Annotated in this window: 15 protein-coding genes and 2 pseudogenes; 10 read left to right on the top strand and 7 right to left on the bottom strand. The window is 61.9% G+C overall.

The window, feature by feature from the left end:
• Positions 1–246 precede the first annotated feature (246 nt).
• Together RMV17_RS30165 and RMV17_RS30160 are read right to left on the bottom strand one after the other, a co-directional pair.
• A complete protein-coding gene (locus tag RMV17_RS30165) occupies positions 247–951 on the bottom strand; it encodes a methyl-accepting chemotaxis protein (RefSeq protein WP_409373136.1) in 705 nt (234 codons plus the stop codon).
• A 201-nt stretch (positions 952–1152) separates the two neighbouring features.
• Positions 1153–1209 (bottom strand): annotated as a pseudogene (locus RMV17_RS30160) (hypothetical protein); the annotation flags it as partial.
• Positions 1210–2776: 1567 nt separating this feature from the next.
• Between RMV17_RS30160 and RMV17_RS19475 the strand changes: the two are divergent.
• From RMV17_RS19475 to RMV17_RS30150, 3 genes and pseudogenes are all read left to right on the top strand, one after another.
• Positions 2777–4093 (top strand): Na+/H+ antiporter NhaC family protein, encoded by a 1317-nt coding sequence (locus RMV17_RS19475; protein ID WP_311881799.1) that lies wholly within the window; start codon positions 2777–2779, stop codon positions 4091–4093.
• A 199-nt stretch (positions 4094–4292) separates the two neighbouring features.
• Positions 4293–5069, top strand: a pseudogene (locus RMV17_RS30155) (cache domain-containing protein); the annotation flags it as partial.
• A gap of 84 nt (positions 5070–5153) precedes the next feature.
• A complete protein-coding gene (locus RMV17_RS30150; protein ID WP_409077500.1) occupies positions 5154–5975 on the top strand; it encodes a methyl-accepting chemotaxis protein in 822 nt (273 codons plus the stop codon).
• A gap of 340 nt (positions 5976–6315) precedes the next feature.
• Here RMV17_RS30150 and RMV17_RS19465 read toward each other — a convergent pair whose 3' ends face one another.
• Entirely contained in the window at positions 6316–7251 is a 936-nt protein-coding gene (locus RMV17_RS19465; protein ID WP_311881796.1) for a LysR family transcriptional regulator, read from the bottom strand.
• Positions 7252–7364: 113 nt separating this feature from the next.
• On the opposite strand from RMV17_RS19465, the gene RMV17_RS19460 reads away from it, so the two are divergent.
• From RMV17_RS19460 to RMV17_RS19450, 3 genes are all read left to right on the top strand, one after another.
• Positions 7365–7850, top strand: a complete 486-nt coding sequence (locus RMV17_RS19460; protein ID WP_311881794.1) for a DMT family transporter — start codon at positions 7365–7367, stop codon at positions 7848–7850.
• A gap of 3 nt (positions 7851–7853) precedes the next feature.
• The gene (locus tag RMV17_RS19455) at positions 7854–8309 is read left to right on the top strand and encodes a DMT family transporter (RefSeq protein WP_311881792.1); all 456 of its coding nucleotides are present in this window, start codon (positions 7854–7856) and stop codon (positions 8307–8309) included.
• 980 nt (positions 8310–9289) lie between these two features.
• Positions 9290–9457 carry a metallothionein gene (locus RMV17_RS19450; protein ID WP_150751181.1) on the top strand — a complete coding sequence of 56 codons (168 nt, stop codon included), beginning with the start codon at positions 9290–9292 and terminating at the stop codon, positions 9455–9457.
• A 23-nt stretch (positions 9458–9480) separates the two neighbouring features.
• On the opposite strand, the gene RMV17_RS19445 is transcribed toward RMV17_RS19450, so the two are convergent.
• Entirely contained in the window at positions 9481–9753 is a 273-nt protein-coding gene (locus RMV17_RS19445; RefSeq protein ID WP_108225697.1) for a hypothetical protein, read from the bottom strand.
• Between the two features lie 39 nt (positions 9754–9792).
• A complete protein-coding gene (locus RMV17_RS19440) occupies positions 9793–10020 on the bottom strand; it encodes a DUF6555 family protein (RefSeq protein ID WP_034154602.1) in 228 nt (75 codons plus the stop codon).
• A gap of 136 nt (positions 10021–10156) precedes the next feature.
• Between RMV17_RS19440 and RMV17_RS19435 the strand changes: the two genes are divergently transcribed.
• From RMV17_RS19435 to RMV17_RS19425, 3 genes are all read left to right on the top strand, one after another.
• Positions 10157–10930 (top strand): AraC family transcriptional regulator, encoded by a 774-nt coding sequence (locus RMV17_RS19435; protein ID WP_034154603.1) that lies wholly within the window; start codon positions 10157–10159, stop codon positions 10928–10930.
• 236 nt (positions 10931–11166) lie between these two features.
• Complete coding sequence (locus RMV17_RS19430) at positions 11167–11340, top strand: DUF1427 family protein (RefSeq protein ID WP_007969534.1); 174 nt, start codon at positions 11167–11169, stop codon at positions 11338–11340.
• Between the two features lie 30 nt (positions 11341–11370).
• Positions 11371–12327, top strand: coding sequence for a zinc-binding alcohol dehydrogenase family protein (locus RMV17_RS19425; RefSeq protein WP_311881784.1), 957 nt, complete (start codon positions 11371–11373; stop codon positions 12325–12327).
• A 137-nt stretch (positions 12328–12464) separates the two neighbouring features.
• Here RMV17_RS19425 and RMV17_RS19420 read toward each other — a convergent pair whose 3' ends face one another.
• Positions 12465–13487 (bottom strand): purine nucleoside permease, encoded by a 1023-nt coding sequence (locus RMV17_RS19420; protein ID WP_311881782.1) that lies wholly within the window; start codon positions 13485–13487, stop codon positions 12465–12467.
• A 15-nt stretch (positions 13488–13502) separates the two neighbouring features.
• Positions 13503–14462 (bottom strand): nucleoside-specific channel-forming protein Tsx, encoded by a 960-nt coding sequence (locus RMV17_RS19415; protein WP_311881780.1) that lies wholly within the window; start codon positions 14460–14462, stop codon positions 13503–13505.
• Positions 14463–14971: 509 nt separating this feature from the next.
• On the opposite strand from RMV17_RS19415, the gene RMV17_RS19410 reads away from it, so the two are divergent.
• Complete coding sequence (locus RMV17_RS19410; protein ID WP_311881778.1) at positions 14972–25495, top strand: autotransporter-associated beta strand repeat-containing protein; 10524 nt, start codon at positions 14972–14974, stop codon at positions 25493–25495.
• The last annotated feature ends 86 nt before the right edge of the window (positions 25496–25581 follow it).

Here is a 25581-nt window from a genome sequence, read left to right as displayed (position 1 = left end):
GACCGAGGTGTTTGTTCGAGGTACACCGACGTGAAATACCGAGTCGAGCTCAGGGTTTGAAAGCATCCTCGTGATCTGAAATACCCAGTCGAACTCAGGTTTTGAAAGCATCCTCGTGATCTGAAATACCGAGTCGAACTCAGGTTTTGCATGACATGGAGATCGGCTCCCTTTCCCCCTCGCCCCCCTTGGGGGGAGAGGGCTGGGGTGAGGGGGGAATCCAGCTGACACCCCGCACCCTTCGAATCAAACCCGAAACTGATCCATCAAACTCTGCTGCTGATTCGCCAGGCTATTGAGCGACTGACTCACCCGCGCCGACTCATTCGCCTGCCCGGACAACGATTCGGTTACATCACGAATCGTCGCCACGTTGTTATTGATCTCCTCGGCCACCGCACTCTGCTCTTCAGCGGCACTGGCAATCTGCAGGTTCATGTCACTGATCACCGTCACCGCATCGCCAATCTGACGCAGCGCCGTCACGGCCTGGCCAACCTGTTCGACACTGCCCTGAGCCTGACGATGGCTGTTGCCCATCGAACCGACCACATCCTGCGTGCCGGTTTGCAGTTGCTCGATGACCTGACGGGTCTCTTCCACCGATTCCTGTGTGCGGCGGGCGAGGTTGCGGACTTCGTCGGCGACCACGGCAAAACCACGGCCAGCCTCACCGGCACGCGCCGCTTCAATCGCGGCGTTGAGCGCCAGCAGGTTGGTCTGTTCGGCGATGGCGCGGATGGTTTCCAGCACGGCGCCGATCTTCTCACTGTTGGCCGCCAGGCCTTCGACTTGCACCATGGCTGCGCTCATGTCGGCGGCGAGAGTGTCGATGCTCGCGGTGGTGCGGTCGATCACGGTCAGACCCTGACGGGTCGCGCGATCGGCGTCCTTGGCGGCCTCGGCAGCTTGTGCGGCGCTACGGGCGACGTCTTGCGCAGTGGCGCTCATTTCGTGGGACGCGGTGGCGACCTGATCGACCTGACGGTATTGCTGTTCCATGCCGGCGCTGGTCTGGGTGGCGATGGCCGAAGACTGGTCGGCGGTGTTGCGCGCGTCCTGCACCGAGCGTTTCACCTCGGCGATGATCGGCTGCAACTTGTCGAGGAACTTGTTGAACCAACCGGCCAGTTGACCGAGTTCGTCCTTTTTGTCGTAGGCCAGACGGCGGGTCAGATCGCCTTCACCGCTGGCGATGTCTTCGAGCATGTGCGCCACGCCGAGGATCGGTTTGGTCACGCTGCGCGCCATCAGCCACACCAGCAGCAGGCCGATCAACGCCGCTAGCACGCCAAGGCTCAGTTCGATCAAAGTGCCCGAGTTATTGCTGGCATCCAGTTGTTGCTTGAGCGCTTCGGCGCGGCTGACCAGCACTTTCTCCGGCACATCGAGCAACACACCCCACGACGGACCACCGGGGATCGGCTGGAACGGCGACAACACTTTCAACTGGCCGTTGCTGTGCAGGCTGCTGACGCTGTTGCTGGAAGCGAGTTTGCTCAGCAATTCGGCGCCGCTGATCTTGTCCACGGCATCCAGACGCTGGCTGAGTTTGCCGGCATCCGGGCTGTAACCGGCGAGCAGGCCGGCGGGGCTGATGATGCTCACGGCGGTCTGGCCGTCATAGAGCTTCTTGCTGGCGCCCTGGCTGATCGCTTGCAGGCTGTTGAGGTTGATGTCGACCGACAGCGAAGCAATCACTTTGCCGTTGACCATCAGCGGGAAGACGATGCTGGTCATCAGCACGTTCTGGCCGTCGATCACATAGAAGTACGGTTCGATCACACACGGCTTGAGCGTGGCGCGCGGGCAGGTGAACCAGGCATTGGCCGCCTGACCGCTGGGGCCGGTGCTGGTGTCGGCCATGTCGCTTTCCGGCAGGGCCATCGAGGTGACTTTACCCGGGGTCGGTTGCGACCAGTACAGGGCGAAACGGCCCTTGTCGTTGCTGCCGAGTTCAGCCTGACCGGCAAACAGTTCGTCCTTGCCGTCCAGCGCGTTGGCTTCGAACACCAGCGACAGGCCGAGTAATTCCGGGTTGGCTTGCAGCGCCGATTTGACCTGACGGGTCATGTCCTCACGCAGGTCGAAGGCATCGAGGAAGCGCTTCTCGGCCTGTTCGCGCAGGAACAGCACCTGCCGCGAGAAGCCGTGGCCATATTGATAGGCGTCCATGAACTGCTGGCGAATGCCGGCGGCCTGCACTTCACCTTGCGATTCGATGCGTGCCTGCGCCGACTCAGTGAGCATTTCCATGCTCGAAGCTTTCACCAGTTCAGAACTGTGCTCCATGCGATACAGCGAAAGACCCACCAACAGGGTCACGATACCGGCCAGGCACAGGCCGGCGAGCAGGGTGATTTTCCATTGGATGGAAAGTTGTCTGAGCGACATGGAGATGTCCTTATTCGATAAATATCTGAGACTTTGCACTGTAACGGCTGCTTTTCAGCTTTCTTTATCCTTGAAACACAATATGACCAATTGCCGCACTGTCATGCTTTGTACGTGATCGTTCCCACGCTCTGCGTGGGAATGCAGCCCCGGACGCTCCGCGTCCCAAAGCGGACGCAGAGCGTCCATTGAGGCATTCCCACGCAGAGCGTGGGAACGATCAATCACTGGAGGCGGCGTTGGCTTTGACAAGGGGAGTTCGCTGCGGCACAGTGCGCGCCCTTCTAATAAGACCCTCTTTGCAAATCCGCCGGTTAAGCTTTGGCGGACTCATTCTGTCTGGCGGTCGGTTTTCCACCGCAGTGTTTTTCGAGGAAGTGAAATGAATGCAGTCATAGCGGCGGTCGGCGTCATGCTGGTGCTCAGCCTGTCCCGCGTGCACGTGGTGATCGCCCTGATCGTCGGCGCGCTGGTCGGCGGCCTGACCGGTGGTCTGGGCATCGACGCCACGCTCAAGGCGTTCAACAGCGGCCTGGGCGGCGGCGCCACGGTGGCGTTGTCCTACGCATTGCTCGGCGCTTTCGCCGTGGCGATTGCCAAGTCTGGCCTGGCCCACGCGCTGGCCGACAAGGCCCTGGCGATGGTTGACCGTCAGCACGCAACCGGCGGTGGCAGCGTCAAATGGCTGCTGATCGGCCTGTTGTGGGTGGTGGCGATTGCCTCGCAGAATATCCTGCCGATCCACATCGCGTTCATTCCGCTGCTGGTGCCGCCGCTTCTTTATGTACTGACCAAGCTGCAACTCGACCGCCGCTTGATCGCCTGTGTCATGACGTTCGGTCTGATCACGCCGTACATGTTTCTGCCGGTGGGCTTCGGTAACATTTTCCTCAACGAGATTTTGTTGGCGAATGTTGCGCGCAGTGGGGTCGACATCAGCGGCATCAATGTCACCCATGCCATGGGTCTTCCGGCGCTGGGCATGGTCTTTGGTCTGGCGATGGCGTTTATCAGCTACCGCAAGAAACGCGTGTACGACCTGGCGAAGATTGAGCAGGTCGAGCAAGTCGCGGTGCAGTACAACCCGCTGAGCCTGATGATTGCCGGTGTGGCGATTGCCGCCGCGTTCATTGTGCAACTGCTGCTGGACTCGATGATTATCGGGGCGCTGGTCGGTTTTCTGATCTTCTCGGCATCAGGCATCGTCAAGTGGCGCGAGACCGATGACCTCTTCACCGAGGGCATGAAGATGATGGCGATGATCGGCTTCATCATGATCGCCGCCTCGGGTTTTGCCGAGGTGATGAAGGCCACCGGCGAGGTACAGACACTGGTTGAATCCTCGGCGTCGTGGATAAACCACAGCAAGGGCATCGGTGCGCTGTTGATGCTGCTGGTCGGGTTGCTGGTGACCATGGGCATCGGTTCGTCGTTTTCCACGGTGCCGATTCTGGCGGCGATTTTCGTGCCGCTGTGCGTGCAACTCGGGTTCAGCCCGATCGCTATTGTCTGCATCGTCGGCACCGCTGGTGCGTTGGGCGATGCCGGTTCGCCGGCTTCGGATTCGACGCTGGGCCCGACCTCGGGCCTGAACATCGACGGCCAGCATCACCACATCTGGGACACCGTGGTGCCGACGTTCCTGCACTACAACCTTCCGCTGCTGGCGTTCGGCTGGGTGGCCGCGATGGTTCTCTGATCTGCAAAATCCCGATTGTGGGAGCGAGCCTGCTCGCGAAAGCGGTGTATCAGCGACTTAATGGTTGACTGACACGACGCCTTCGCGAGCAGGCTCGCTCCCACAGGGGAATGGGATAATCCCTTTGCTCAACTTTTGTGATGGCGTGCCGTTAAAGCCTTTAACCACGCCAATAAAACCAAAAGAGTGAGCTCCCACAATGCGCCTGAGCCTCAAGGCTAAAGTCCTGTCCCTCGCCGTTCTCCCGGTGTTGCTCTTTGCGCTGGTCATCAGCCTGACCACGCTGTTCATCCTCCAGGAACAGGCGCACAAAGAGGTCGAACAGACCCGCGAGCGCCTGCTCGGCGATGCCAAAGCCACTCTGCAAAGTTACGTCGCCGTGGCCATGACCACGATCAAACCGCTGTACGACGCCGCCGCACCCGGTGACGTTGAGGCGCGGGCGCAGGCGATCAAGTTGCTTTCGGGCATTCGCTACGGCAAGGACGGCTACTTCTTCGGCTACGACTCCGAGACCGTGCGCCTGTTCAAGGCCAACGACCCGGAAGGCGTGGGTAAAAGCTTCAAGGACAACCGCGACCCGAATGGCGTTTACGTCAATCTCGGGCTGGTGAAAGTGGCGAAGGACGGCACGCACTATCTGCAATACAGCTCGCCGCTGCCGGGTAATGCCAAGGTGTTGGTGCCGAAACTCGGTTACACCGAATACCTGGCGAAGTGGGACATGGCTGTGGGGACTTCGGTCAACCTCGACGGCATCGAAGCGCAAGTGGCGCTGGTCGAAGCGCAGGTGCAGGAACGTGTGCAAGGCGTGGTGCTGAGCATCGTCGGCGTGGCGGTGGTGGTGTTGTTGGTGATTGCGGCAGCGGGGATGCTGCTGGCCAATACCATTTTGCGGCCGTTGACCCTGATGAAAGCCAACCTCGACGACATCGCGGCGGGTGAGGGCGATCTGACCCGCCGACTGAACATCACCAGCCAGGACGAACTCGGCGAACTGGCCGGCTCGTTCAACCGCTTCGTCGACAAGATCCATGGCCTGGTGCGGCAGATCACCGAAATGACCACGCAACTGACCGGGCTGGTGACGCAAGTGTCCGATCAAGCCCAGCGTTCCGATCAGGCGATGGAGCGTCAGCGCCATGAGACCGATCAGGTCGCCACGGCGATCAACGAGATGTCTGCCGCCGCGCAGGAAGTGGCGAAGAGCGCGCAGAACGCCGCCGTCGCCGCCCAGCAGACCGATGAAGAAGGCCAGAGCGCCAAGCGTGTGGTGGCCGGCAGCATCAAACAGATTCATGCCTTGGTCGATGACATCCGCAGCAGCGGCGTGTCGCTCGATAGCTTGCAGCAGGACGTGACGTCGATTGTCGGCGTGCTCGGGGTGATTCGTTCGATTGCCGAGCAGACCAACCTGCTAGCGCTGAACGCCGCGATTGAAGCGGCGCGGGCTGGTGAGGCTGGACGCGGGTTTGCCGTGGTGGCGGATGAGGTGCGGGCATTGGCCAGTCGCACGCAGATCAGCACTCAGGAAATTCAGGGGATGATCGATCGCTTGCAGGCGGGTACGCAGTCGGCGGTCGAGGCGATGCGTCGCTCCAGCGAGGCGGGTGACGGCACTTCACAACAGGCCAATCAGGCCGGGGCTTCGCTGGATGCGATGGCGGAGTTGATTGCGACGATCAACTCGATGAACGCGCAGATTGCCAGTGCGGCGGAAGAGCAAACGGCGGTGGCGGAAGAGATCAATCGCAGCGTGCATCAGATTGCGGTGGCGGTGGACAGCGTGGCTGATGAGACGCAGTTGGGGGCGCAGACTTCGCGTAGTTTGGCGGAGCTTGGGCAGCGGCTTGGCAAACTGGTCGGACAGTTCCGTATTTGACAGCTTGAGAAGCCCCTCACCCTAACCCTCTCCCAGAGGGAGAGGGGACTGACGGAGGTGTCTTGCGGTATGCACCGACCTGAAAGATTGGGTCGATTATGGATTCGGTAAAGCTGTTTCAGGTCGGCGGAGTTCCACAGCATCCCCCAATCAGTTCCCTCTCCCAGAGGGATAGGGGACTGACCGAGGTGTCTTGTGTCATCCGTCGACCTGAAAGATTCAGTCGATTATGGATTCGGTAAAGCTGTTTCAGGTCGGCGGAGTTCCACAGCATCCCCCCAATCAGTCCCCTCTCCCTCTGGGAGAGGGCTAGGGTGAGGGGCTTTTGATCTTCAAAGACTCAAGGTCGATCCCAGTAGGGCACTTCACCAAAGCATTCGACAAAGAAATCAATCACCGTCCGCACCTTCACCGACAACCGCCGGCTCCCCGGCCACAAAACCGCAATCTGCTGCGGCTCCAGGCTGTTCGACACCTGATAGTCCCCCAGCACCGGCACCAGCGTGCCGTCGCGCACCGCTTCGCCAATCAGCCAGGACGGAAACATCACCAGCCCCAAACCCTGTTCAGCGGCTTGGGTGAGGGTGTCAGCGTGGTTGCCAGTGATCGGGCCTTTGACCGAATAGGGCGTCCAGTCCTCGCCATCATGACGGAAAAACCAGCGCTGCTGGCCGGTCGCGCCTTTGTAGGCCAGGCATTGGTGCTGCGCCAGATCGTCAGGATGTTGCGGTGTGCCGTGGCGTTTGAGATACGCCGGGCTGGCCGCGACCTGAAAGCGGTGCGGCGCCAGGATCCGTGCCTGCATACTCGAATCGTGCATCGGGCCGATGCGGAACAACAGGTCGGCGCCTTCCTGCAACGGGTCGACGTAATGGTCAGTCTGCTGGATATCCAGTTGCAGCTTCGGATAGCGCGCGCACAGCTTGCCCAGCCATGGCGTCAGATGGCGCTGACCGAACACCACCGGCGCGTTGATGCGCACCAGCCCCGTGGGTTCGCTTTGCTGTTCCTGCAGCGCCTGTTCGGCTTCTTCCAATTGCACCAGTACCAGCCGCGCATGGTGACCGAGCATGCGCCCGGCTTCGGTCGGCGTGACGGCGCGGGTGTGGCGGTAGAGCAATTGCTGGTTCAGCGCCTGTTCCATCAACTGGATCTGCCGCGAGATCGAGGAGGGCGCCACGCCTTCGCGGCGGGCGACTTCGGAAAAACTGCCGTGGTCGAGCACGGCCACAAACAGCCTGAGTGCCTTGAATCCGAGTTCGTTGAGCCCGTGCATGATGTTTCCTGCTATGCGTATTGCGCAAAAGTGTTGTCAGGATGCTCCCATTTATCGCAAAGCTTCGCCAGCCGATAATCTGCGCCATCGTTTACTTGAGTGGAATGTTGTTTATGCAGACGTTGGATGAGGTGAGTCTCAGCGCGCCGGCGACGAAATCCGGATTGCGCTTGTTGTTGCTGCCGCTGGTGATTCTGGCGGGTATGGGGTTGTCGGTGGAGGCGGGGTTGCTTGGGCCGTTGGGCGTGCAGGTCGGGCATTTGTGGGCGACGTTGAGCATCTTCGGTGTGGGTTCGGCGATTCTGTTTTTGCTGTTGTTGTTCGCTGGGCCACAGAAGGGGCCGGCGCTGACTGATCTGCCGCGTTGGCAGTTGATCGGTGGGTTTCTGGGGCCGATGTATGTGGTGGTGCTGACGTTGGCGACGCCGCATATCGGCATTGCCATGACCATGATCGCGATTCTGTCCGGGCAGGTCGGCAAGAGTGTGCTGATTGACCATTTCGGCTGGTTCGGGGCGACGCGCAAGAAGGTCAATGCCGAGCGGTGGCTGGCGTTGGGGTTGATTGTGGCGGCACTTGTTTTGATTGCGCGGGGGTGAGTGATGAGTCTGGTTATCTTGTTGGCGGTGGTGGTGTTGGCCGGTGCGGTGTTGAGTGTGCAGGCGGCGATCAATGGGCGTCTGGGCGAGAGCGTCGGGGTGTTGCGCAGTAGTTTGCTGACGTTTGTTGTGGGCGCGGTATCGACCGGGTTGTTGATTTTGTTTTTTGAGCCAGCGCATGCGCTGAGTCTTTTGGATGTGCCGAAGTGGCAGTTGACCGGGGCGCTGTTTGGTGTGGTGTACATGATGGTGATGGTCGGGGCGGTGCCGGTGGTGGGGACAGCTGTGGCGACGGTGGCGGTGATTGTCGGGCAGTTGGGGATGGGGATGTTGATTGATAATTTTGGCTGGTTGGGGAATCCGGCGATTGAGCTTTCTTCTAGCCGGATTTTGGCGATGGGGTGTTTGGGGTTGGCTTTGGTGTTTATGTATCGGAGCAGTTCGCGTCGGGTTGGTTGATTTGATTTGATTTGATTTGAGTTGAGTACATATCCGTTGCTGCGGTAACGGCTGCTTAGGGTTTCGCCCTTACGGCGACTCACTTTTTTTACAAGCGCCAAAAAAAAGTAAGCAAAAAAACGCTTGCTCCTACGTGCGGCCCGCTCGCTGGGGCTCGGGGTTCCTTCGCTCCGGGATCGATCCGGGCGCAGCGCCTACGGTTTGCTTCGCTGCACCTCCTCTCGCTGTGTTTGGCTTCGCCAAACGGTCGCTGCGCTCCCACCCCCGGATCAATCCCTCCACTCAGCCTTCCGACGTCGCCTTACAGATCAAAAGCCGCAGCCGAGCTAACGCTCATCCTGTTGAGTGGTGAAGAGCGGGGCGTGGTCGGCTTTGGATTTGTGGTGGTGCTTCCCCTCACCCCAGCCCTCTCCCCGAGGAGAGGGAGCCGATTTTTGGGCTTTTCAAAATCTGAGTTCGACTCGGTATCCCAAGTCGGCGTAGCTCTCCCAGACACCTCGATCAGTCCCCTCTCCCTCTGGGAGAGGGCTAGGGTGAGGGGCTCTTGATCTGGCTTGTGATCTTGCTTTGGCTTTGGCTTTGGCTTTTGATCTTTTGCCCCATCGGCAGGCCGAGCGGAGGTGTTCATCCGGGGGGAGGCGCGTAGCGCCGTGCGGCGCAGCCGCATTCATCGAGAGGAGGTGCAGCGAAGCAAACCGTAGGCGCCCCCGGATGGACACCGTAGCGAGGGAACACTGAGCCTCAGCGAAGTGCCGTACGCCGGGGCAAAGCCTTTTGGGTTACCTTTTCGGCGTTTGGAAAAGGTGACTCGCTGTAAGAGCGAAACCGCCAGAAGCAGCACCCGCAGCAACGGATATGCCCCCAATCCCAACCCCAATCCCAAACAAAATCAAAAGATCGCAGCCTGCGGCAGCTTCTACACTGGTAATCACGGCTTGCCCTTCAAGCCCCAGACAACCCCCACCCAAGGAGTCTGTCCCATGCCCGATAGAAAATGCGATTGTCCCAACTGCAAATGCACAATCAAGGAAGGCGAACATGCTTACGCCGTCCACGGCAAACACTATTGCTGCGAAGCCTGCGCCCACCATCACAAGGATGACAAAGCGTGTTCCAGCAAAGGTTGTCACTGCGGGGATTCGAAATAACAGCACCCATAAAAAAGTGGAGCCTAATCAGGCTCCACTTCCAGTTTCAGGCTCTCATCATCCAGCCGCTCGGTATGCCGCACCGTGCCTTGCAGCCGTCGGCCTTCAACCCTGACTACCACGGTTTTCGCCTGATCAAGATCCTCCGGCAGTGGTGCCGGCACTCGCAGTGCAAAGCGAAACGGATCATCTTCGACCGCCTCCAGCCCAACGCGGCAGTCCACACTTTTGGTGATCCGCCCGAACAGCGTATCAAGGCCGTAATCCAGATGCGCCGGGCTGATGATGTTGCTCATGGTGCATTCCCCCGAATGATGCCGATCGCCAGGCAGAGCTTAGCTGGTCGGTCGCCACACGACGTTTTCCACGCCGAATTTTTCCGCCATCGGTTTGCTGGTCTTCTGCACCTTCTCACGGCCAAAACGCGGGATGCGGCCGACCCCGGCGTCGCAGCTCGCCCAGTGCCAAGCCTCGGCATTGTCCATCTTGTCCGAGCGGATAATGAAGGACTTGGGCGTGCCGTGAAGGGTGTAATCGATGACATAGAGTTTTGCGTTGTTCATAAAGCCCGTATTCCTCCCTGTGGTAATAGAGGGATCGCGGCGCTGCGGGAAAATTCACTCGGATTGTCCGACGGTATCTATCGTTGGCGACGCCGTGGTGCACTGGTTACCATGGGGTTTTCGCCAACCCCAATGAATGCTCGCCATGGCCCTTGCCGCACCCCCTGATCTGAGTGATACCGATGTGCCCGTGCAACCGCTGGCGCGGACCTATCCGCGTGGCTTGTTTATCGAGCCGCACGAGCATGTCTGGGGACAGTTGCTGTATGCGATGAGCGGGGTGATGTGGGTCGAGACGCCGCACGAAGCGCTGGTGGTGCCGCCGCAGCGGGCGGTGTGGTTGCCGCCGGGTGTGCCGCACGGGATTCGGGTGGTGTCGGATCTGCAGATGCGCAATATCTACCTGCGCCCGGCGCTGGCGGCGACGCTGGATCAGACGGTGCAGGTGATCGAGGTCGGCGGTTTACTGCGCGAGTTGATTGTCGGGCTGGTGGAGCAGGGCGACAGCGGTGATCCGGCGTATTACGAGGCACTGGTCGGGTTGGCCTTGCTGGAGCTGAAACGCGCACGGCGTTCGCAGCTGAAAATCCCGATGCCGGACGACTCCGACCGGCGCTTGATGAATCTGTGTCAGGCGGTGATGGCGGCGCCGTCGCTGGAGATTCCTTTTGAACAGCATGCGGAAAATGCCGGGGCCAGCGTGCGCACCCTGGCGCGGTTGTTCAAGGACAGCCTCGGCATGGGCTTCGCCGAGTGGCGGCGGCAGGTGCAACTGGCGACGGCGGTGGCGGAGTTGATTCAGGGCGTGGCGGTGAGTGTTATTGCCCGTGAGCTCGGCTATTCACCCAGTAGCTTCAGCGACATGTTCCGCCGTGAATTGGGTGTCGCTCCTTCACAATTCACTCTGTAACGACGCTATATCCTGAACCTACACAGAACCTTGTGGGAGCTGGCTTGCCAGCGATAGCGGTGTGTCAGCCGATGAGGATGTCGGATGTACAGGCCTCATCGCTGGCAAGCCAGCTCCCACAGGGTTTTGTGGTGTGCATCCGATACTTGTCCGAAATTCAGAAGTCCTTGGCCGATGCCATCCCCGCCGGTTCCCTAAACTTTGCCCATTCCTTTCCACGGGCGGAGTTCCTCCCCATGAACTACCTGATTTCGCTGGCCATCGGTCTCGGCGTCGGCCTGCTCTACGGCGCGCTGGACTTCCGTTCTCCCGCGCCACCGGCTATCGCGCTGGTCGGCTTGCTCGGCATGCTGGCCGGTGAACAGTTGTGGCCGATGGGCCGGCAATTGGTCGCGGGCTGGTTGTCCTGAATTTCCTCTTTTCCTTCGGTGGATCTCCCCATGAAAGCACTGCAATTCGATAAAACCGGCGACCTGTCTTCCCTGCGTTATGTGGAGGTGCCGACCCCGATACCCGGCGCTGACGAAGTGCTGGTGCAGATCAAGGCTGCCGGCCTGAATCCCAGCGACGTAAAGAACGTCCTCGGGCGTTTTCCCTACACCACGCTGCCACGAATTCCCGGTCGGGATTTCGCCGGCGTGGTCGTCGAAGGGCCGCAGGCGTTGATCGGTCAGGAAGTCTGGGGCACTGGCCGAGAGCTGGGCTTTTTTGCCGATGGCTCCCACGCCGGGTTCGTCAAACTGCCGGCCAATGGTGTCGCACACAAACCTTCGCACCTGAGTTTCACCCAGGCCGCCAGCCTCGGCGTGCCGTACACCACGGCGTGGGATGCTTTGGAACGCAGTCTGGTAACGGCTGAAACACGTTTGCTGGTGATCGGTGGCGGTGCGGTGGCCACGGCGGCTTTGGCGCTGGCAAAAGTGCGTGGCGCGCAGTTGCTGGCAGCGGCGCGGCGCCCGGAGCAGGTGGCGGAGTTGCAGATGCAGGGCTATCAGACGATTCAACTGGATAAGCCCGAGGACCTCGGCGCGCAGGTCAGCGCGGTGTATCGCGGCGGTGCCGATGTGATCTTCGACACCACCGGTTTCTGGTTGCCGGCGTCGGTGGCGGCATTGGCCACGTTCGGACGGATCGCGATCATTGCCGCGCCGGTGGACGGTCATGTGCAATTGCCGGCGCTGGCCTTGTATCGCAAGGGCGGGTCGGTGGTCGGGATCAATTCGTTGTTGTATGGCGTTGAAGCTTGCGCGGCGATGCTCGAGCAGTTCGGGCGGTTCTTCGATGAAGGGTTGTTGCCGTTGCCGCAAGGGTTGGTCGAGGCGCCGCTGGCCGAGGGGCTCGCGCGCTACGCCGATGTGAATCAGGGCCGCGGCGACAAGGTCATCCTTATCCCCTGACACAGCCTAAATCGCCTTAACACCCTAAAACCTGTGGGAGCTGGCTTGCCAGCGAAAGCGGTGGAACAGGCGACGAGGAGTTGTTTGAGCTGACGCCATCGCTGGCAAGCCAGCTCCCACAGGGATTCGCGTTGATCTTAAGAGGCAGGGACGCCGTTTTCCCATGCCGACCAGTTCTTCAGGATGTCCTGCACCAGGGGATTACCTGCGCGATAGAGGTTCTCCAGCGCCGGCACGAAGCCGCCCTGATCGGCGTACTTGAGCAGGTTGTCCACTTCACTGCCGCCTGGTTCCGGGCGATCAAAGTCGGACCCGGCACGCACCACGGCCAGACGTTGCACGTCGACCAGACCTTCGCGACTGGCACGCAGCAAGGCCTCATAGGTCGAGTTGTCTTCCTGCTGCGTCGTGCAGTATTCGCCCTTGTTGTCGGTGAGCAACCTGGTCCAGACCTCAGCCCGTTCGCTCAGGCGCGTGCCGGAGAACCAAGTGTTGCCGGCCAACGTGTCGCAGCGCGTCACCACCGGTGGTTGATTGGCCGGTGCCGACGGATATTTCAGGCGCCATGCTGCCGATTCCTTGCTTTCGCTCAGCTCGACCTTGTGGCTCAGGGCGAAGGCCTTGGCCTGCAGTTTCGGGTTGAGCTCGAAGACTTCAGTCTTGTAATCCAGCGGCGGTTTTTCGTTCGGACCCTTGGTGTTGATGCCCAGATAGCCGGTCGGCCAGGTCGACGGCGCATCGCGCGAATCGATCTCCCATTGCGTGCCGAATTCCACCAGATAATGCGCCCATGCGGCGGTGCCGATGGTTCCGTGTTTCGGGCTGATCCCGGCAATGCCGGCGATCAGGAAGTAGCTTTTGCGCAGGTCGAATTTTGGCGACAGCGCCAACGCCAGGGTCGAAGCGGCGGCGTTGGTCTGGCCCATGCCTGTGGTCAGCAGGCACACCTGCTGCGCGTTGCAGCGGATGCTCGGGTACTCGGCGGACAGGCCCGGCACGCGGATTTCCTGCTTCAGCTCCAGGCGATCGATCCAGTGTTGCGCCTCGGGGGCGAACATGGTGATCAGCACGACTTTCGGTTGGATCGGTGCCTCGGCAGCCCACGCGGTGGAGGAGAGCAGGGCCGCACCGGCCAGGGTCAAACGCATCATTGCTTGCATGGAAAACTCCTTGATTCAGAACTGATAACCGACGCCGGCGTAGTAACCCCAGCCGTTGGAACGCGCACGGAAATTGCCGTCGCCAAAATTCAGCTCGCTGCCGTCTTCCCAGTTGCCGCCGTTGTGGAAATAACGACCCACCAGGGTGAAGCGCAAGTGGGTGAACGAGTAGAGCAGGACGTTGGTCGCCACCGTCGCGTTGGCCGTGCGCGCCGGGTTGTCTTTGTGAATGTCCGAGCCGAAATCGAAGTTGGTAAAACCGATGTAAGTCAGCGAGGCGCCGTTGCTGAATTTATCGATCGGCACGATGTACTTGAGCTGCGCGCGGTAGCCATCCCAGGAATATTCGTTGCTGGCGCCGTAGTTTTCCCACTGATAGCGACCGTAGAGGTTGGCCGACAGATTGACCCGCGAATGGGTGTCAATGTCGGTGCCGAAACCGCTGTAAAGGGTGTTGGCGCGGTTCTCTTTACGGCTGCCGTGGTCGTAGATCCAGTCGAACGCTACATACCATTCCTTGAACGGACCGATGGCCAGGCTACGGCCGGCGAGGTAGTCGATGGAGATGCGCGGTTCGTGCTCCATGAACACCGGCGAGCCGTGATCCCACACGCCTTTGTCGTGGCTGTTGCCGATATTGAAGATCTTCGGGATGTCGACGTAGCCGTACAGTTCGAACGGGCCTTTACGGCCGAAGTACTCGTATTCCAGGTAGATATCGTCGGCCGGTTGCGGGCCGAAGCTGATGTCTTTGCTGCCGATCAGCATCAGGTCCTGGTTGTACCAGTCCGACAGGTAGGCGCCTTTTTTCGGCGGGCTGGCTTCGGGGCTGAGCGCTTCACCCTGGGCGGATTCTTCTTTGCTTGCTGGTTGCGCGTGTGCGCTGTGGCTGAGAAGTCCGGTAACGCCGGTCAGTAGCAGGGAAACAGCAAGCGTGCGCGCAAACGGTGCGCGAAAAGGCGAGGCGGCGTGCATTCAAAGTCCTTTTTTGCGGATCGAGGCCCGTGTTCCGTGGGCTTGTACGGTTTTGTTACGAAAACGTTGGTATTGACGTTACGCAAACGTTTGCACAAGGCGTACCAATTTTCTCAATACGCTGAAATTTCGAAGGTTTCAGCTTATTTGTTGATGGGGCAGTCAGGTACGGTTTGTACACCCCTAGTCCCCTGTGGGAGCGAGCCTGCTCGCGAAGGCTGAGTATCAGAAAAGTAGTTCTCAGCTGACCCACCGCTTTCGCGAGCAGGCTCGCTCCCACAGGTGTTGTATCGCCCTCAGACCAGCGCTTGCGGGCTGAAACGCTGATTCCAGACCACTCTAGTATTAAAGTATTAACACCATTTAATCCGTGCCCCATTGCCGGGCGTCTACTAGCTTTGTCCCCAATCAACGGTTTTGTGATGACCGTCGCAGTCTTGATTCGCGTGTGGAATAAGCAGGCTTTGCACGCCTTCAAGGAAGAAATTGGCCACGACAAGGAGTAGCCCGTGGAAGCAAGGTTTGGTGTCGCCCTCGTTTCGCGCTTTTCCCCTCTTTCCCTTGCTGTGCACTTGAGCGTTGCCGGGCTGTTGTTCGGCGGCGTCAGCGCACCTGCGCTGGCCACATGCTCCACGGCGGGTTCAACGGTGACCTGTACCGGCGTTCCGAGCCTGCCGCTGTTTCTCAACAATTTCTCCAGTGCCACCAGTGGCCTGACGGTCAACGTCAACAGCGGCGCGCAGATGAACGCGACCCTCGGCGGCCATGTGATGGACCTGACCGGGGTGAACATCTCCCTGAACAACTCTGGCACTATCGACCCGGCGCTGCTCGGTCTGGTCTCGGTATTGAGCGGCGGTGCATTCATCGGCACTGGCGCAACCAGCACGGTCAGTGTGCTCAACAACGCCAGCGGGATCATCCGTGGTACGGGCATGCTGCTCGGGCTCAATCTGACCAGCATCGACGGCCTGGCCCTTTCGGTTAACAACGCGGCAACCGGCACCACCAGCATCACCAACAACGGCACCATCACCTCGACCGGACTCTCGATCGGCGGAATCACGTTGGCGGATACCCCGGTGATCGGCGTCTACGGTGGCTCGCAGGTCAACATGACCAACAGCAGCACCGGTGTGATCAACGGCCGGATCGCGTTCGAGACGTCGGCGGCGGGCAACACCTTCACCAACGCCGGTGCGATTACCGGCGGCGTCTCGATGGGCGCGGCGAGCACCAACACCTTCACTGCGGTGACCGGCTCCAGCGTCAACGTCGGTGACGGTGTACAGATCAGCGTCGGTCTAGGCGGATTGATCGGCATCAACCTGACCTTCGCCCCGACCGGTACGGTGGATGGCGGGGCGGGCGGCACCAACAGCCTGATCCTGCAAAACCCGGCTGGCGTCGGCGGCGGCACTACCGGTGTCGGCACCGCATCCAGCGCCACCTACATCAACTTCAACAACCTGACCCTCAACAGCGGCACCTGGACCTTGCAGGGGCCATTGGTCAGCGGCGCGACCACGCTCAACGGCGGTGTCGCCCAGTTCAACAACAACGCCACGTTCGGCAGCGGTGTGCTCACTTCCAACGGCGGGACTCTGCAAGCCAGCAATGCCGGGTTGAACATCAGCAATCTGATTTCCCTCGGCGCTGGTGGCGTGACGGTGCAAGGCACCAACGCGACCACCCTGAGCGGGGTGATTTCCGGTAGTGGCGGTCTGACCAAAGTCGGTTCCGGGCAATTGAGCCTTAGCGCCGCCAACACCTACCTGGGCAACACCACGCTCAATGGCGGCACGGTGCAGGTCAGCAACAATCAGGCCTTCAGCACCGGCAGCCTCAACGTCACCGGCGCTACAACATTGAGCGCACCGGGCACGATCAGCCTGGCCAACGCCATCAGCCTCGGCGGCACCTTGACGGCCGGCGGCACTGGCGCACTGACCCTCGGCGGTTTGATCAGCGGCAGCAGCGGCCTGACCAAAACCGGTACTGGCAGCCTGACCGTCAGCGGCGCCAACACCGGGTTCACCGGCACCACCACTTTGAGCGCCGGCAGCCTGCTGGTGACCAATAACAACTCGCTCGGCAGCGGCGCGCTGAACACGGCCGCCGGTACCAGTCTGGACAGCACCGCCAACGTCACGCTGGCCAATAACATTGGCATGACCGGCGCGCTCAACGTGCTCGGCAGCAATGCGCTGACCCTTGGTGGTGTGTTGTCCGGAACCGGCGGGATTACCAAATCCGGCAGTGCCAGCCTGACGTTGACCGGCAACAACACCAACAGTGGCAACACGCTGCTCAATGCCGGCAGCCTGTTGGTCGGCAGCAACACCGCGCTGGGTACTGGCGCGCTGAATGCGGCAGCAGGCACCACGCTGGATGCAACCACGGCGGTGACCCTCGCCAACGCCGTCGCGCTGGCAGGAGGACTGACCGTTGGTGGGACGCAGGCATTGGGCCTGAGTGGCGTCGTCAGTGGCGCCGGCAATCTGATCAAGAACGGCACTGCGAACCTCAGTCTCAGCGGCAACAACACCTTCTCCGGCGGCACCGCGCTGAATGCCGGCACGCTGATTGTCGGTTCCAACACCGCGCTGGGCACCGGTGCACTGACCACGGCGGCGGGCACCACCCTCGACGCCAGCACGGCAGTGGCACTGACCAACGCGGTGTCGCTCGGCGGTAACCTCAACGTCGGCGGCAGCGCCAACCTGACCCTCGGCGGCATCGTCAGCGGCAGCGGCGGGCTGACCAAAAACGGCGCGGCCAACCTGATTCTCAATGGCGCCAACACCTTCCTCGGTGCGGTCGCGTTGAACGCGGGCACGATCACGGCGGGTGCCAACGCGGCGCTCGGCAGCGGCAATATCACCGTCGGCGGCGTGGCCACCCTCGACAGCAATGCGGCGGTGACGCTGAACAACGCGGTCATTCTCAACAACAGCCTGGGCATTGGCGGCAGCAACGCGCTGACCCTCGGCGGGGTGATCAGCGGCGCCAGCCAACTGGTAAAAAACGGCGCAGCCAATCTCACACTCAGCGGCGTCAACACCTACAGCGGCGGCACCACGCTGAATGCCGGCAGCCTGACGGTCGGCAACGGCGCAGCACTGGGCACCGGCGCGTTGTCGGTGGAAGGTGCGGGCACGCTCAACAGCAGTTCGGCCGTGACCCTGAACAACAATGTGATTCTCAACGCCAACCTCACCGCCGGCGGCGCCAACGCATTGACCCTTGGCGGGGTGATCAGTGGCGGCAACGGTTTGATCAAGACCGGCGCATCGAGCCTGACCCTCAACGGCAATAACACCTACACCGGCACCACGGCGCTGAATGCCGGTTCGCTGATTGTCGGTTCCAGCACCGCCCTCGGCACCGGCACACTCAACGCCTCGAACGGTACCACCCTCGATGCCAGCACTGCGGCAACGCTGGCCAATAACGTCAACCTCGGCGGCACCCTGACCTTGGGCGGCACCAATGCGCTGACCCTCGGCGGCGTGGTCGCCGGTATCGGTGGGCTGACCAAGAACGGCGCTGCCGACCTGACCCTCAATGGCGCTAACACTTATTTTGGCAACACCGCGTTGAACACCGGCAAACTGATTGTCGGCAGCAACACCGCGCTGGGTTCCGGTACGTTGAACGCGGCCGCCAACACCACGCTGGACGCCAACACCGCCGTCAGCCTGAACAATGCCGTGGCACTCGCCGGTGCCTTGAACATCGGCGGCACGGCGAATATGACCCTGACCGGTCTGGTCAGCGGCGCCGGCAGTCTGGTGAAAGACGGCGCGGCCAATCTGATTCTCAACGCGGCCAACAACTACATCGGTGGCACCACGCTGAACGCCGGCACCCTGACCGTCGGCAACAGCTCGGCACTGGGTTCCGGGGCGCTGACCGTCGCTGGCGCCGCAACGCTGGACAGTAATTCGCCGTTGGTCAGCCTCAACAACGCCGTCGCCCTGAATGCGGCGCTGAGCGTTGGCGGCACGCAGAACCTCACCCTCGGCGGCGTCACCAGCGGCACAGGCCAGTTGATCAAGGATGGCGCTGCCAACCTGACGCTTAACGGCAACAACACCTTCAGCGGCGGCACCACGCTCAACGCCGGCACGCTGACCCTGGGCAATGCCAACGGCCTGGGCAGCGGCGCATTGGTCGTCGGTGGCGCGGCAACGCTGGATAACAGCGCTTCGTTCGGCATCGGCAACGCGATTACGCTGAATGCCGGACTGACCGTTGCCGGCAACAACGATTTGAGCTTGAACGGCATCATTGACGGTGCCGGCAGCCTGACCAAAAACGGTTTGTCGGACCTGACTCTGGCCGGCAACAACACCTTCACCGGTGCGCTGAATATCGTGTCCGGCAGCGTCACCACACTCAACACCAATGCGCTGGGCAGCACTTCCGGGGTCAACATCAGCGCCGGCGCCGGGCTGAATCTGGGCAGCGACGCCAGCCTCGGCGCGCTGACCGGCAGCGGCAGTGTGCAACTGACCGGCAGCAATTCCCTGACCGTCGGCGGCGGCAACGTCACCAGTACGTTTGACGGCGATCTCAGCGGCAGCGGCGGCCTGGTCAAAGTCGGCACCGGCACTTTGAACCTCACTGGCATCAACGGCATTACAGGCAATACCGCGATCGATGGCGGTACCGTCGATCTCAGCGGTTCGCTGGCCAGTGCACAGGTCAACGTCAATACCGGTGGCACGCTGACCGGTACCGGCTCGGCGCTCGGCGCGGTCAACATCAACAACGGTGGGCACCTAGCGTTGTCGTCGGGCAACACCTTGTCGGCGGGTGCTCTGACTCTCGGCGCTGGCAGCAACGTTGATGTGGCATTGGGCACACCGTCGACCGCGTCGCTGATGAATGTCGGCGGCAACCTCACCCTCGACGGCAATCTCAACGTTACTGATGCCGGCGGGTTTGGCGTCGGCGTGTATCGCCTGTTCAACTACACCGGCGCCCTGACCAATCTCGGTCTGGACGTGGCCAGCGTGCCGGTCGGCTACGGGCTCGGCGATCTGCTGGTGCAAACCGGCGTGGCCAATCAGATCAACATTCAAGTCTCCGCGCCGAACAGCAACATCCGTTACTGGGACGGCAGCCAGACCATCGCCAACGGTGTGGTCGATGGCGGCAGCGGCACGTGGAATGCGGTCGGCACCAACTGGACCGATGCCAACGGTTTGGTCAACCAACCGTGGGCCGGCGACTTCGCGGTGTTCCAGGGCACCGCCGGCACGGTGACGGTGAACGGCACGCAGGCGTTCACTGGCATGCAGTTCCTCACCGACGGCTACAACGTGGTCAACGGTGCAGCGGGGCAACTCACAGCGGTTAACGGCACCGGCGGCACCACTTCGTTGCGCGTCGATCCGGGCGTGACCGCGACGATTAATGCCAATATCGATGGCAGCGGCATCCTTAATAAACTCGACGCCGGCACTCTGGTGCTCGGTGGTGCCAACACCTATACCGGCGGCACGCAACTGGACGGCGGCAAGATCATCGTCGGCAGCAACACCGCACTCGGCACCGGTACGTTGACGGCGAATGCCGGTACGCAACTGGACAGTAACGCGGCGGTGACACTGGCCAACGCGGCGACGCTCAACGGTAACCTCACCGTGGTCGGCAGCAATGCACTGATTCTCAACGGCGTGATTGGCGGCACCGGTGGCCTGATCAAAACCGGCACGGCGAACCTGACCCTCGGCGGCAACAACGCCTTCCTTGGCCCGGTAGCCTTGAATGCCGGCGGACTGATTCTGGCGTCGAATGCGGCGCTGGGCTCCGGCACGTTGAACGCGGCGGGCGGCACCACACTGGATGCGAGCACGGCGGTTTCGGTAAACAATGCGGTCAACCTGGCCGGCAATCTCGGCATCGGTGGCACGGCGGATCTGACCCTTGCCGGCACGGTCAACGGCGCCGGCAGCCTGAGCAAAAACGGCGCCGCCAACCTGACCCTCAGCGGCAATAACAACTTCCTCGGCGGCACCACCCTGAACGCGGGCACGCTGACCGCTGGCAGCAACTCGGCGCTGGGCCTGGGCAACCTCACCGTAGCCGGCGCCTCGGCGCTGGACAGCAACAGCGCGCTGAGCCTGGGCAACAACGTCGTGCTCAACGCCAATCTGAGCAACACCGGCAGCAACAACCTGACCCTCGCGGGCGTCGTCAGCGGCGCGGGCGGCTTGATTAAAAACGGCGCGTCGAACCTGACCCTCAATGGCATCAATACTTACTCCGGCGGTACCACGCTGAATGCCGGCACGCTGACCCTTGGTACGGGCGCGTCTCTGGGCAGCGGCGCGCTGACGGTGGCCGGCGCTTCGACCCTCGACAACTCCGCGCCACTGGTGCTGGCCAACAACCTCAACGTCAACGCCAATCTGGCTCTGGCCGGTAACAACAACCTGACCCTTGGCGGTGTGATTGCCGGCGCCGGCACGTTGAGCAAAAACGGTCTGGCCGACGTGACACTGAGCGGCAACAACACCTTCAGCGGCACCTTCGATGTGGCGTCCGGCAGCCTGACCACGCTGAGTGGCGCGGCGCTGGGCAACAACGCCACGGTCAATCTCGCGAGCGGCGCGGCGTTGAATCTCGGTGCATCGGGCAGCCTTGCCAGCCTGACAGGCAGCGGCACTGCGCTGATCGGCACCGGCAATACGCTGAGCCTCGGCGGCAACAACGTCAGCAGCACCTTCGCTGGCATTCTCAGCGGCGACGGCAGCCTGAGCAAAATCGGCACCGGCACCCTGACCCTCAGCGGCATCAGCGACATGACCGGTGATACCAACGTCAATGCCGGTACGCTGCAGGTCAACGGTTCGCTGGCCAGCGGCAATGTGCTGGTCAACAACGGTGGCACCCTCGGCGGCAGCGGCACCCTGACCGGTGCCGTGACGGTGGCCGATGGCGGTCATCTGGCGGGCGTCACCGGCAGTACGCTGAGCGTGAGTTCGCTGGTGTTCAACGGCAACTCCAGCTTCGACGTCGGCCTCGGTACACCGGTGTCCGGTGGCGGCAATGCGTTGGTCAGCGTTGGCGGCAACCTGACCCTCGACGGCACTCTCAACGTCAGTGATATCGGTGGTTTCGGCAGCGGCGTCTATCGTCTGATCGACTACACCGGCGGCCTGACCGACAACGGCATGCTCTTCGGCACACTGCCAGGCAGCGTCAGCCCGGGCGATCTGACCCTGCAAACCGCACTGGCCAATCAGATCAACCTGCTGGTCACCGCACCGGGCGTCACCGTGCAGTTCTGGGACGGCAACCAACTGGTGGCCAACGGTTCGGTCGAAGGCGGCAGCGGCACCTGGGGCACCGGCACCACCAACTGGACCGACGTCAACGGCACCACCAACCAGGCCTGGACCAATAATTTCGCGGTGTTCCAGGGCGCGGCCGGCACGGTCACCGTCAACGGCGCACAAACCCTCACTGGCATGCAGTTCGTCACTGACGGCTACAACCTGGTGAACGGCACGGCGGGCTCGCTGAATCTGGTCAACGGTTCGCTGGGCAATGCCACGGTGCGGGTTGACCCGAACGCCACGGCAACCCTCGGTGTGGCGCTCAATGGCAGCGGAACGCTGGGCAAATACGACACCGGTACGCTGGTGCTCAACGCGGCCAACGGCTACACCGGCGGCACCGCACTCAACGGCGGCAAGATTGTGGTCGGCAACAACGCGGCGCTCGGCACCGGTGTGTTGACCGCAGCTGACGGCACCGCGCTGGACAGCAACAGCGCCGTTACGCTGGGCAACGACGTGGTCGTCAACGGTGGCTTGACCGTTGCCGGCTCCAATGCCTTGACCCTCGGCGGTGTAGTCAGCGGCAGTGGCAGCCTGATCAAGGCCGGTGCATCGAGCCTGACCCTCAACGGCAGCAACACGTACAGCGGCGGCACTCAACTCGCCGGCGGTACGCTGGTCCTCGGCAACAACAGTGCGATCAGCAGCGGCGCGCTCAACGTCACCGGCAATGGCACCCTCGACAGCAGCTCGGCGCTGCAACTGGCCAACGCCGTCAACCTTGGCGCGCAACTGACCCTCGCCGGCAATCAGAACACCACGCTGATCGGTGCTGTGACCGGCTCCGGCAGTCTGGTGAAAAACGGTGCCGGCGATCTCGTCCTCAGTGGCGCCAACATCTACAGCGGCGGCACCACGCTGAACGGCGGCACGACGCGCGGTGACACCAGCAGCCTGCAAGGTGCGATCGTCAACAACGCGACGCTGACCTTCGAGCAAAACGCCGATGGCAGTTACACCGGCAATCTCACCGGCGCCGGTACGCTGAACAAAACCGGTACGGGTGAGTTGCTGCTGACTGGCAACAACACCTTCACCGGCAACACCTCGGTGCAGGCCGGCAACCTGATCGTCAACGGTGTGCTCAACAGCGCCAACGTCAACGTTGCCAGCGGCGCGAGCATCGGCGGTGGCGGTCAGCTCGGTGGCGCTGTGCAACTGGCCGACGGTGCGACGCTGGCCGGTGGCGGCACCGCGACGCCGTTGTCGGTCGGTTCGCTGGCACTGTCCTCGGGGACCAATCTGGACTTCAGTCTCGGCTCGGCGGCCAGTTCGACCACCGTGGTCAATGTCGCCGGTAACCTGACCCTCGACGGTACGTTGAACATCAGCAATGCCGGCGGTTTCGGCACCGGCGTCTATCAACTGTTCAGCTACGGCGGCAACCTGACCGACAACGGTCTGGCGTATGGCAGCCTGCCGGTGTCGGCGGCCAATCTGACGCTGCAAACCGCGATTGCCAATCAGATCAACCTGCTGGTGCAAGGCACGCCGGGTGAGGTGCAGTTCTGGAACGGTGGCACTACCAATCCGGACGGCAGCATCGGTGGTGGCAGTGGTGTATGGGGCCCAGGCACCAACTGGACCGATCCGAGCGGTACTCAAGCCTTGGCGTCAAATGGTCAGTTCGCCGTGTTCGGCGGTCAGGCGGGTACCGTTACCGTGCAGGGCAATCAGAACTTCACCGGTCTGCAATTCCTCTCCGGCGGCTACAGCCTGGTTCCGGGGGCTGGCGGCACGTTGACGCCGGTCAATGGCGCCGACGGCAGCCTTGCACCGGTGCGGGTCAATGCCGGTGGGAGTGCGGAAATTTCCGTGCCGCTGGTAGGCACGGGCGGTATCGAGAAGCTTGATTCCGGCACGCTGGTATTGAGCGGTGCCAACACCTACAGCGGTGGCACCACCGTCAGCGGCGGTACGCTGATCGGTAACACCACCAGCCTGCAAGGCAACATCCTCGACAACGCCACGCTGGTGTTCCAGCAGAACGCCAATGGTCAGTTCAACGGGGTCCTCAGCGGTCTCGGGGCGATGGCCAAACGTGGCGCCGGTACCTTGCTGTTGACCGGAGATAACCCGTTCAGCGGTACCGTGTCGGTCGATCAAGGTGTGCTGCAAGTCGGCAGCCGCGCCGCGCGAGCTTCGTTGGGCGCGCAAGTCACCGTGGCCAACGGCGCGGGTCTGAGCGGCAACGGCAGCGTCGGCTCCGTGGTCAACCATGGGGTTGTCGCTTCGGGGGCCGAAGCCGGAACCCTGAGCGTCGCCGGTAACCTGACCAACGCCTCCGACGGTGTGCTGGCGCTGACGGTCAGTTCGCCAACCGCAACGCCACTGGCCGTCGGCGGCACGGCAACGCTGGGTGGCGGGCTGCAAGTGAATTCCCTGGCACCGTTCACCGGCAACACCACGTATTCGCTGATCACCGCGGGCGGTGGTGTTATCGGCACCTTCAGCGCTGCGGACCTGCCGCAATACGCGTTCCTCAACAGCGCACTGGTATATGACGCCAGCGCGGTGAACCTGGTGGTCAGCCGCAATGGCAATTCGTTCGCCGATGTCGCCGCCACCGATAACCAGTTCCGCACCGCCACCGCGCTGTCGAACAACGGCCCGGCAGGTGCGGCGTTGCAGAACGAGATCGTCAACCTCAGTGTCGCCGGTGCGCGTAATGCCTTCGACAGTCTGTCGGGTGAGATCCACGCCAGCACCGCCAGTGCCATCCTCGAGGATTCGCGCTACGTGCGTGACGCGGTCAACGATCGCATGCGCCAACCGTCGTGCAGCGAGGCGGATGATCCACGCCGTGCCCTGGCGCCAAGTGACAACCAACTGAGCAGTAACGGTTGCCACGGTGAAATGGTCGGCTGGGCGCGGGCACTCGGTGCCTGGGGCGAGTCGGATGGCGACAGCAACGCGGCGAAACTCGACCGTAACCTCAGCGGCTTCATGCTCGGCACCGACAAGCAACTCGATGACCAGTGGCGCGTGGGCATGGCCGCCGGTTACACCCGCAGCGATCTCGATGCGCATGATCGTCGCTCGGATGCCACCGTCGAAAGCTACCACCTGGCGGCGTACCTCAACTCGCAGTTCGATGCCTTGGCGGTGCGCCTCGGCGCGGCTTACAGCTGGCACGACATCGAGACCAAACGCAACGTCAGCGTCGGCAGTTACAACGATCGCTTGAAAGCCAACTACGACGCGCGCATCGCCCAAGTGTTCGGTGAAGTCGGTTACGCCATCGACGCTGGCGGCATTGCCCTCGAGCCGTTCGCAGGGCTCGCCTACGTCAACTACGACACCGACAAAGCCAAGGAAAAGGGCGGAGTAGGGCGCCTGGAAGCGGATGCCGATCAAGACATCACTTTCTCGACCCTCGGCGTGCGCGCCGGCAAAGTCATCACCCTGGCCAACGGCGGGCAATTCACCCCTCGCGCGGCCATCGGCTGGCGCCATGCCTTCGGTGACACCAAGCCCGATGCCGACCTGACCTTCATCGACGGCGGCGCCTCGTTTAGCACCCAGGGCGTGCCGATCGCCAAGGACAGCGCCATCGTCGAAGCGGGTGTCGACTTCCAGATCAGCCCGACCGGCAAACTCGGCGTCGGCTACTCCGGCCAACTGTCGAACGACAGCAACGACCACGCGATGACCATCAGCTTCAGCCTTGGCTTCTGATTTAGGGTCGAAGCACTTTTAGCCGCCCGCGAGGGCGGTTTTTTTTTAAGATCAAAAGATCGGACGATCTTTTGATCTGTGCTTTT

This window comes from Pseudomonas sp. VD-NE ins, from assembly GCF_031882575.1.
Lineage (GTDB): Bacteria > Pseudomonadota > Gammaproteobacteria > Pseudomonadales > Pseudomonadaceae > Aquipseudomonas > Aquipseudomonas fluorescens_BZ.
Note: the sequence above shows the minus strand (reverse complement) of the source record. Positions and strands in the feature narration are given on the sequence as shown.

Coding starts and splice junctions, on each gene's coding strand:
- RMV17_RS30165 (WP_409373136.1), bottom strand. CDS start 951: ATGAGCGCCACTGCGCAAGACGTCGCCCGTAGCGCCGCACAAGCTGCC.
- RMV17_RS19475 (WP_311881799.1), top strand. CDS start 2,777: ATGAATGCAGTCATAGCGGCGGTCGGCGTCATGCTGGTGCTCAGCCTG.
- RMV17_RS30150 (WP_409077500.1), top strand. CDS start 5,154: ATGACCACGCAACTGACCGGGCTGGTGACGCAAGTGTCCGATCAAGCC.
- RMV17_RS19465 (WP_311881796.1), bottom strand. CDS start 7,251: ATGCACGGGCTCAACGAACTCGGATTCAAGGCACTCAGGCTGTTTGTG.
- RMV17_RS19460 (WP_311881794.1), top strand. CDS start 7,365: ATGCAGACGTTGGATGAGGTGAGTCTCAGCGCGCCGGCGACGAAATCC.
- RMV17_RS19455 (WP_311881792.1), top strand. CDS start 7,854: ATGAGTCTGGTTATCTTGTTGGCGGTGGTGGTGTTGGCCGGTGCGGTG.
- RMV17_RS19450 (WP_150751181.1), top strand. CDS start 9,290: ATGCCCGATAGAAAATGCGATTGTCCCAACTGCAAATGCACAATCAAG.
- RMV17_RS19445 (WP_108225697.1), bottom strand. CDS start 9,753: ATGAGCAACATCATCAGCCCGGCGCATCTGGATTACGGCCTTGATACG.
- RMV17_RS19440 (WP_034154602.1), bottom strand. CDS start 10,020: ATGAACAACGCAAAACTCTATGTCATCGATTACACCCTTCACGGCACG.
- RMV17_RS19435 (WP_034154603.1), top strand. CDS start 10,157: ATGCTCGCCATGGCCCTTGCCGCACCCCCTGATCTGAGTGATACCGAT.
- RMV17_RS19430 (WP_007969534.1), top strand. CDS start 11,167: ATGAACTACCTGATTTCGCTGGCCATCGGTCTCGGCGTCGGCCTGCTC.
- RMV17_RS19425 (WP_311881784.1), top strand. CDS start 11,371: ATGAAAGCACTGCAATTCGATAAAACCGGCGACCTGTCTTCCCTGCGT.
- RMV17_RS19420 (WP_311881782.1), bottom strand. CDS start 13,487: ATGCAAGCAATGATGCGTTTGACCCTGGCCGGTGCGGCCCTGCTCTCC.
- RMV17_RS19415 (WP_311881780.1), bottom strand. CDS start 14,462: ATGCACGCCGCCTCGCCTTTTCGCGCACCGTTTGCGCGCACGCTTGCT.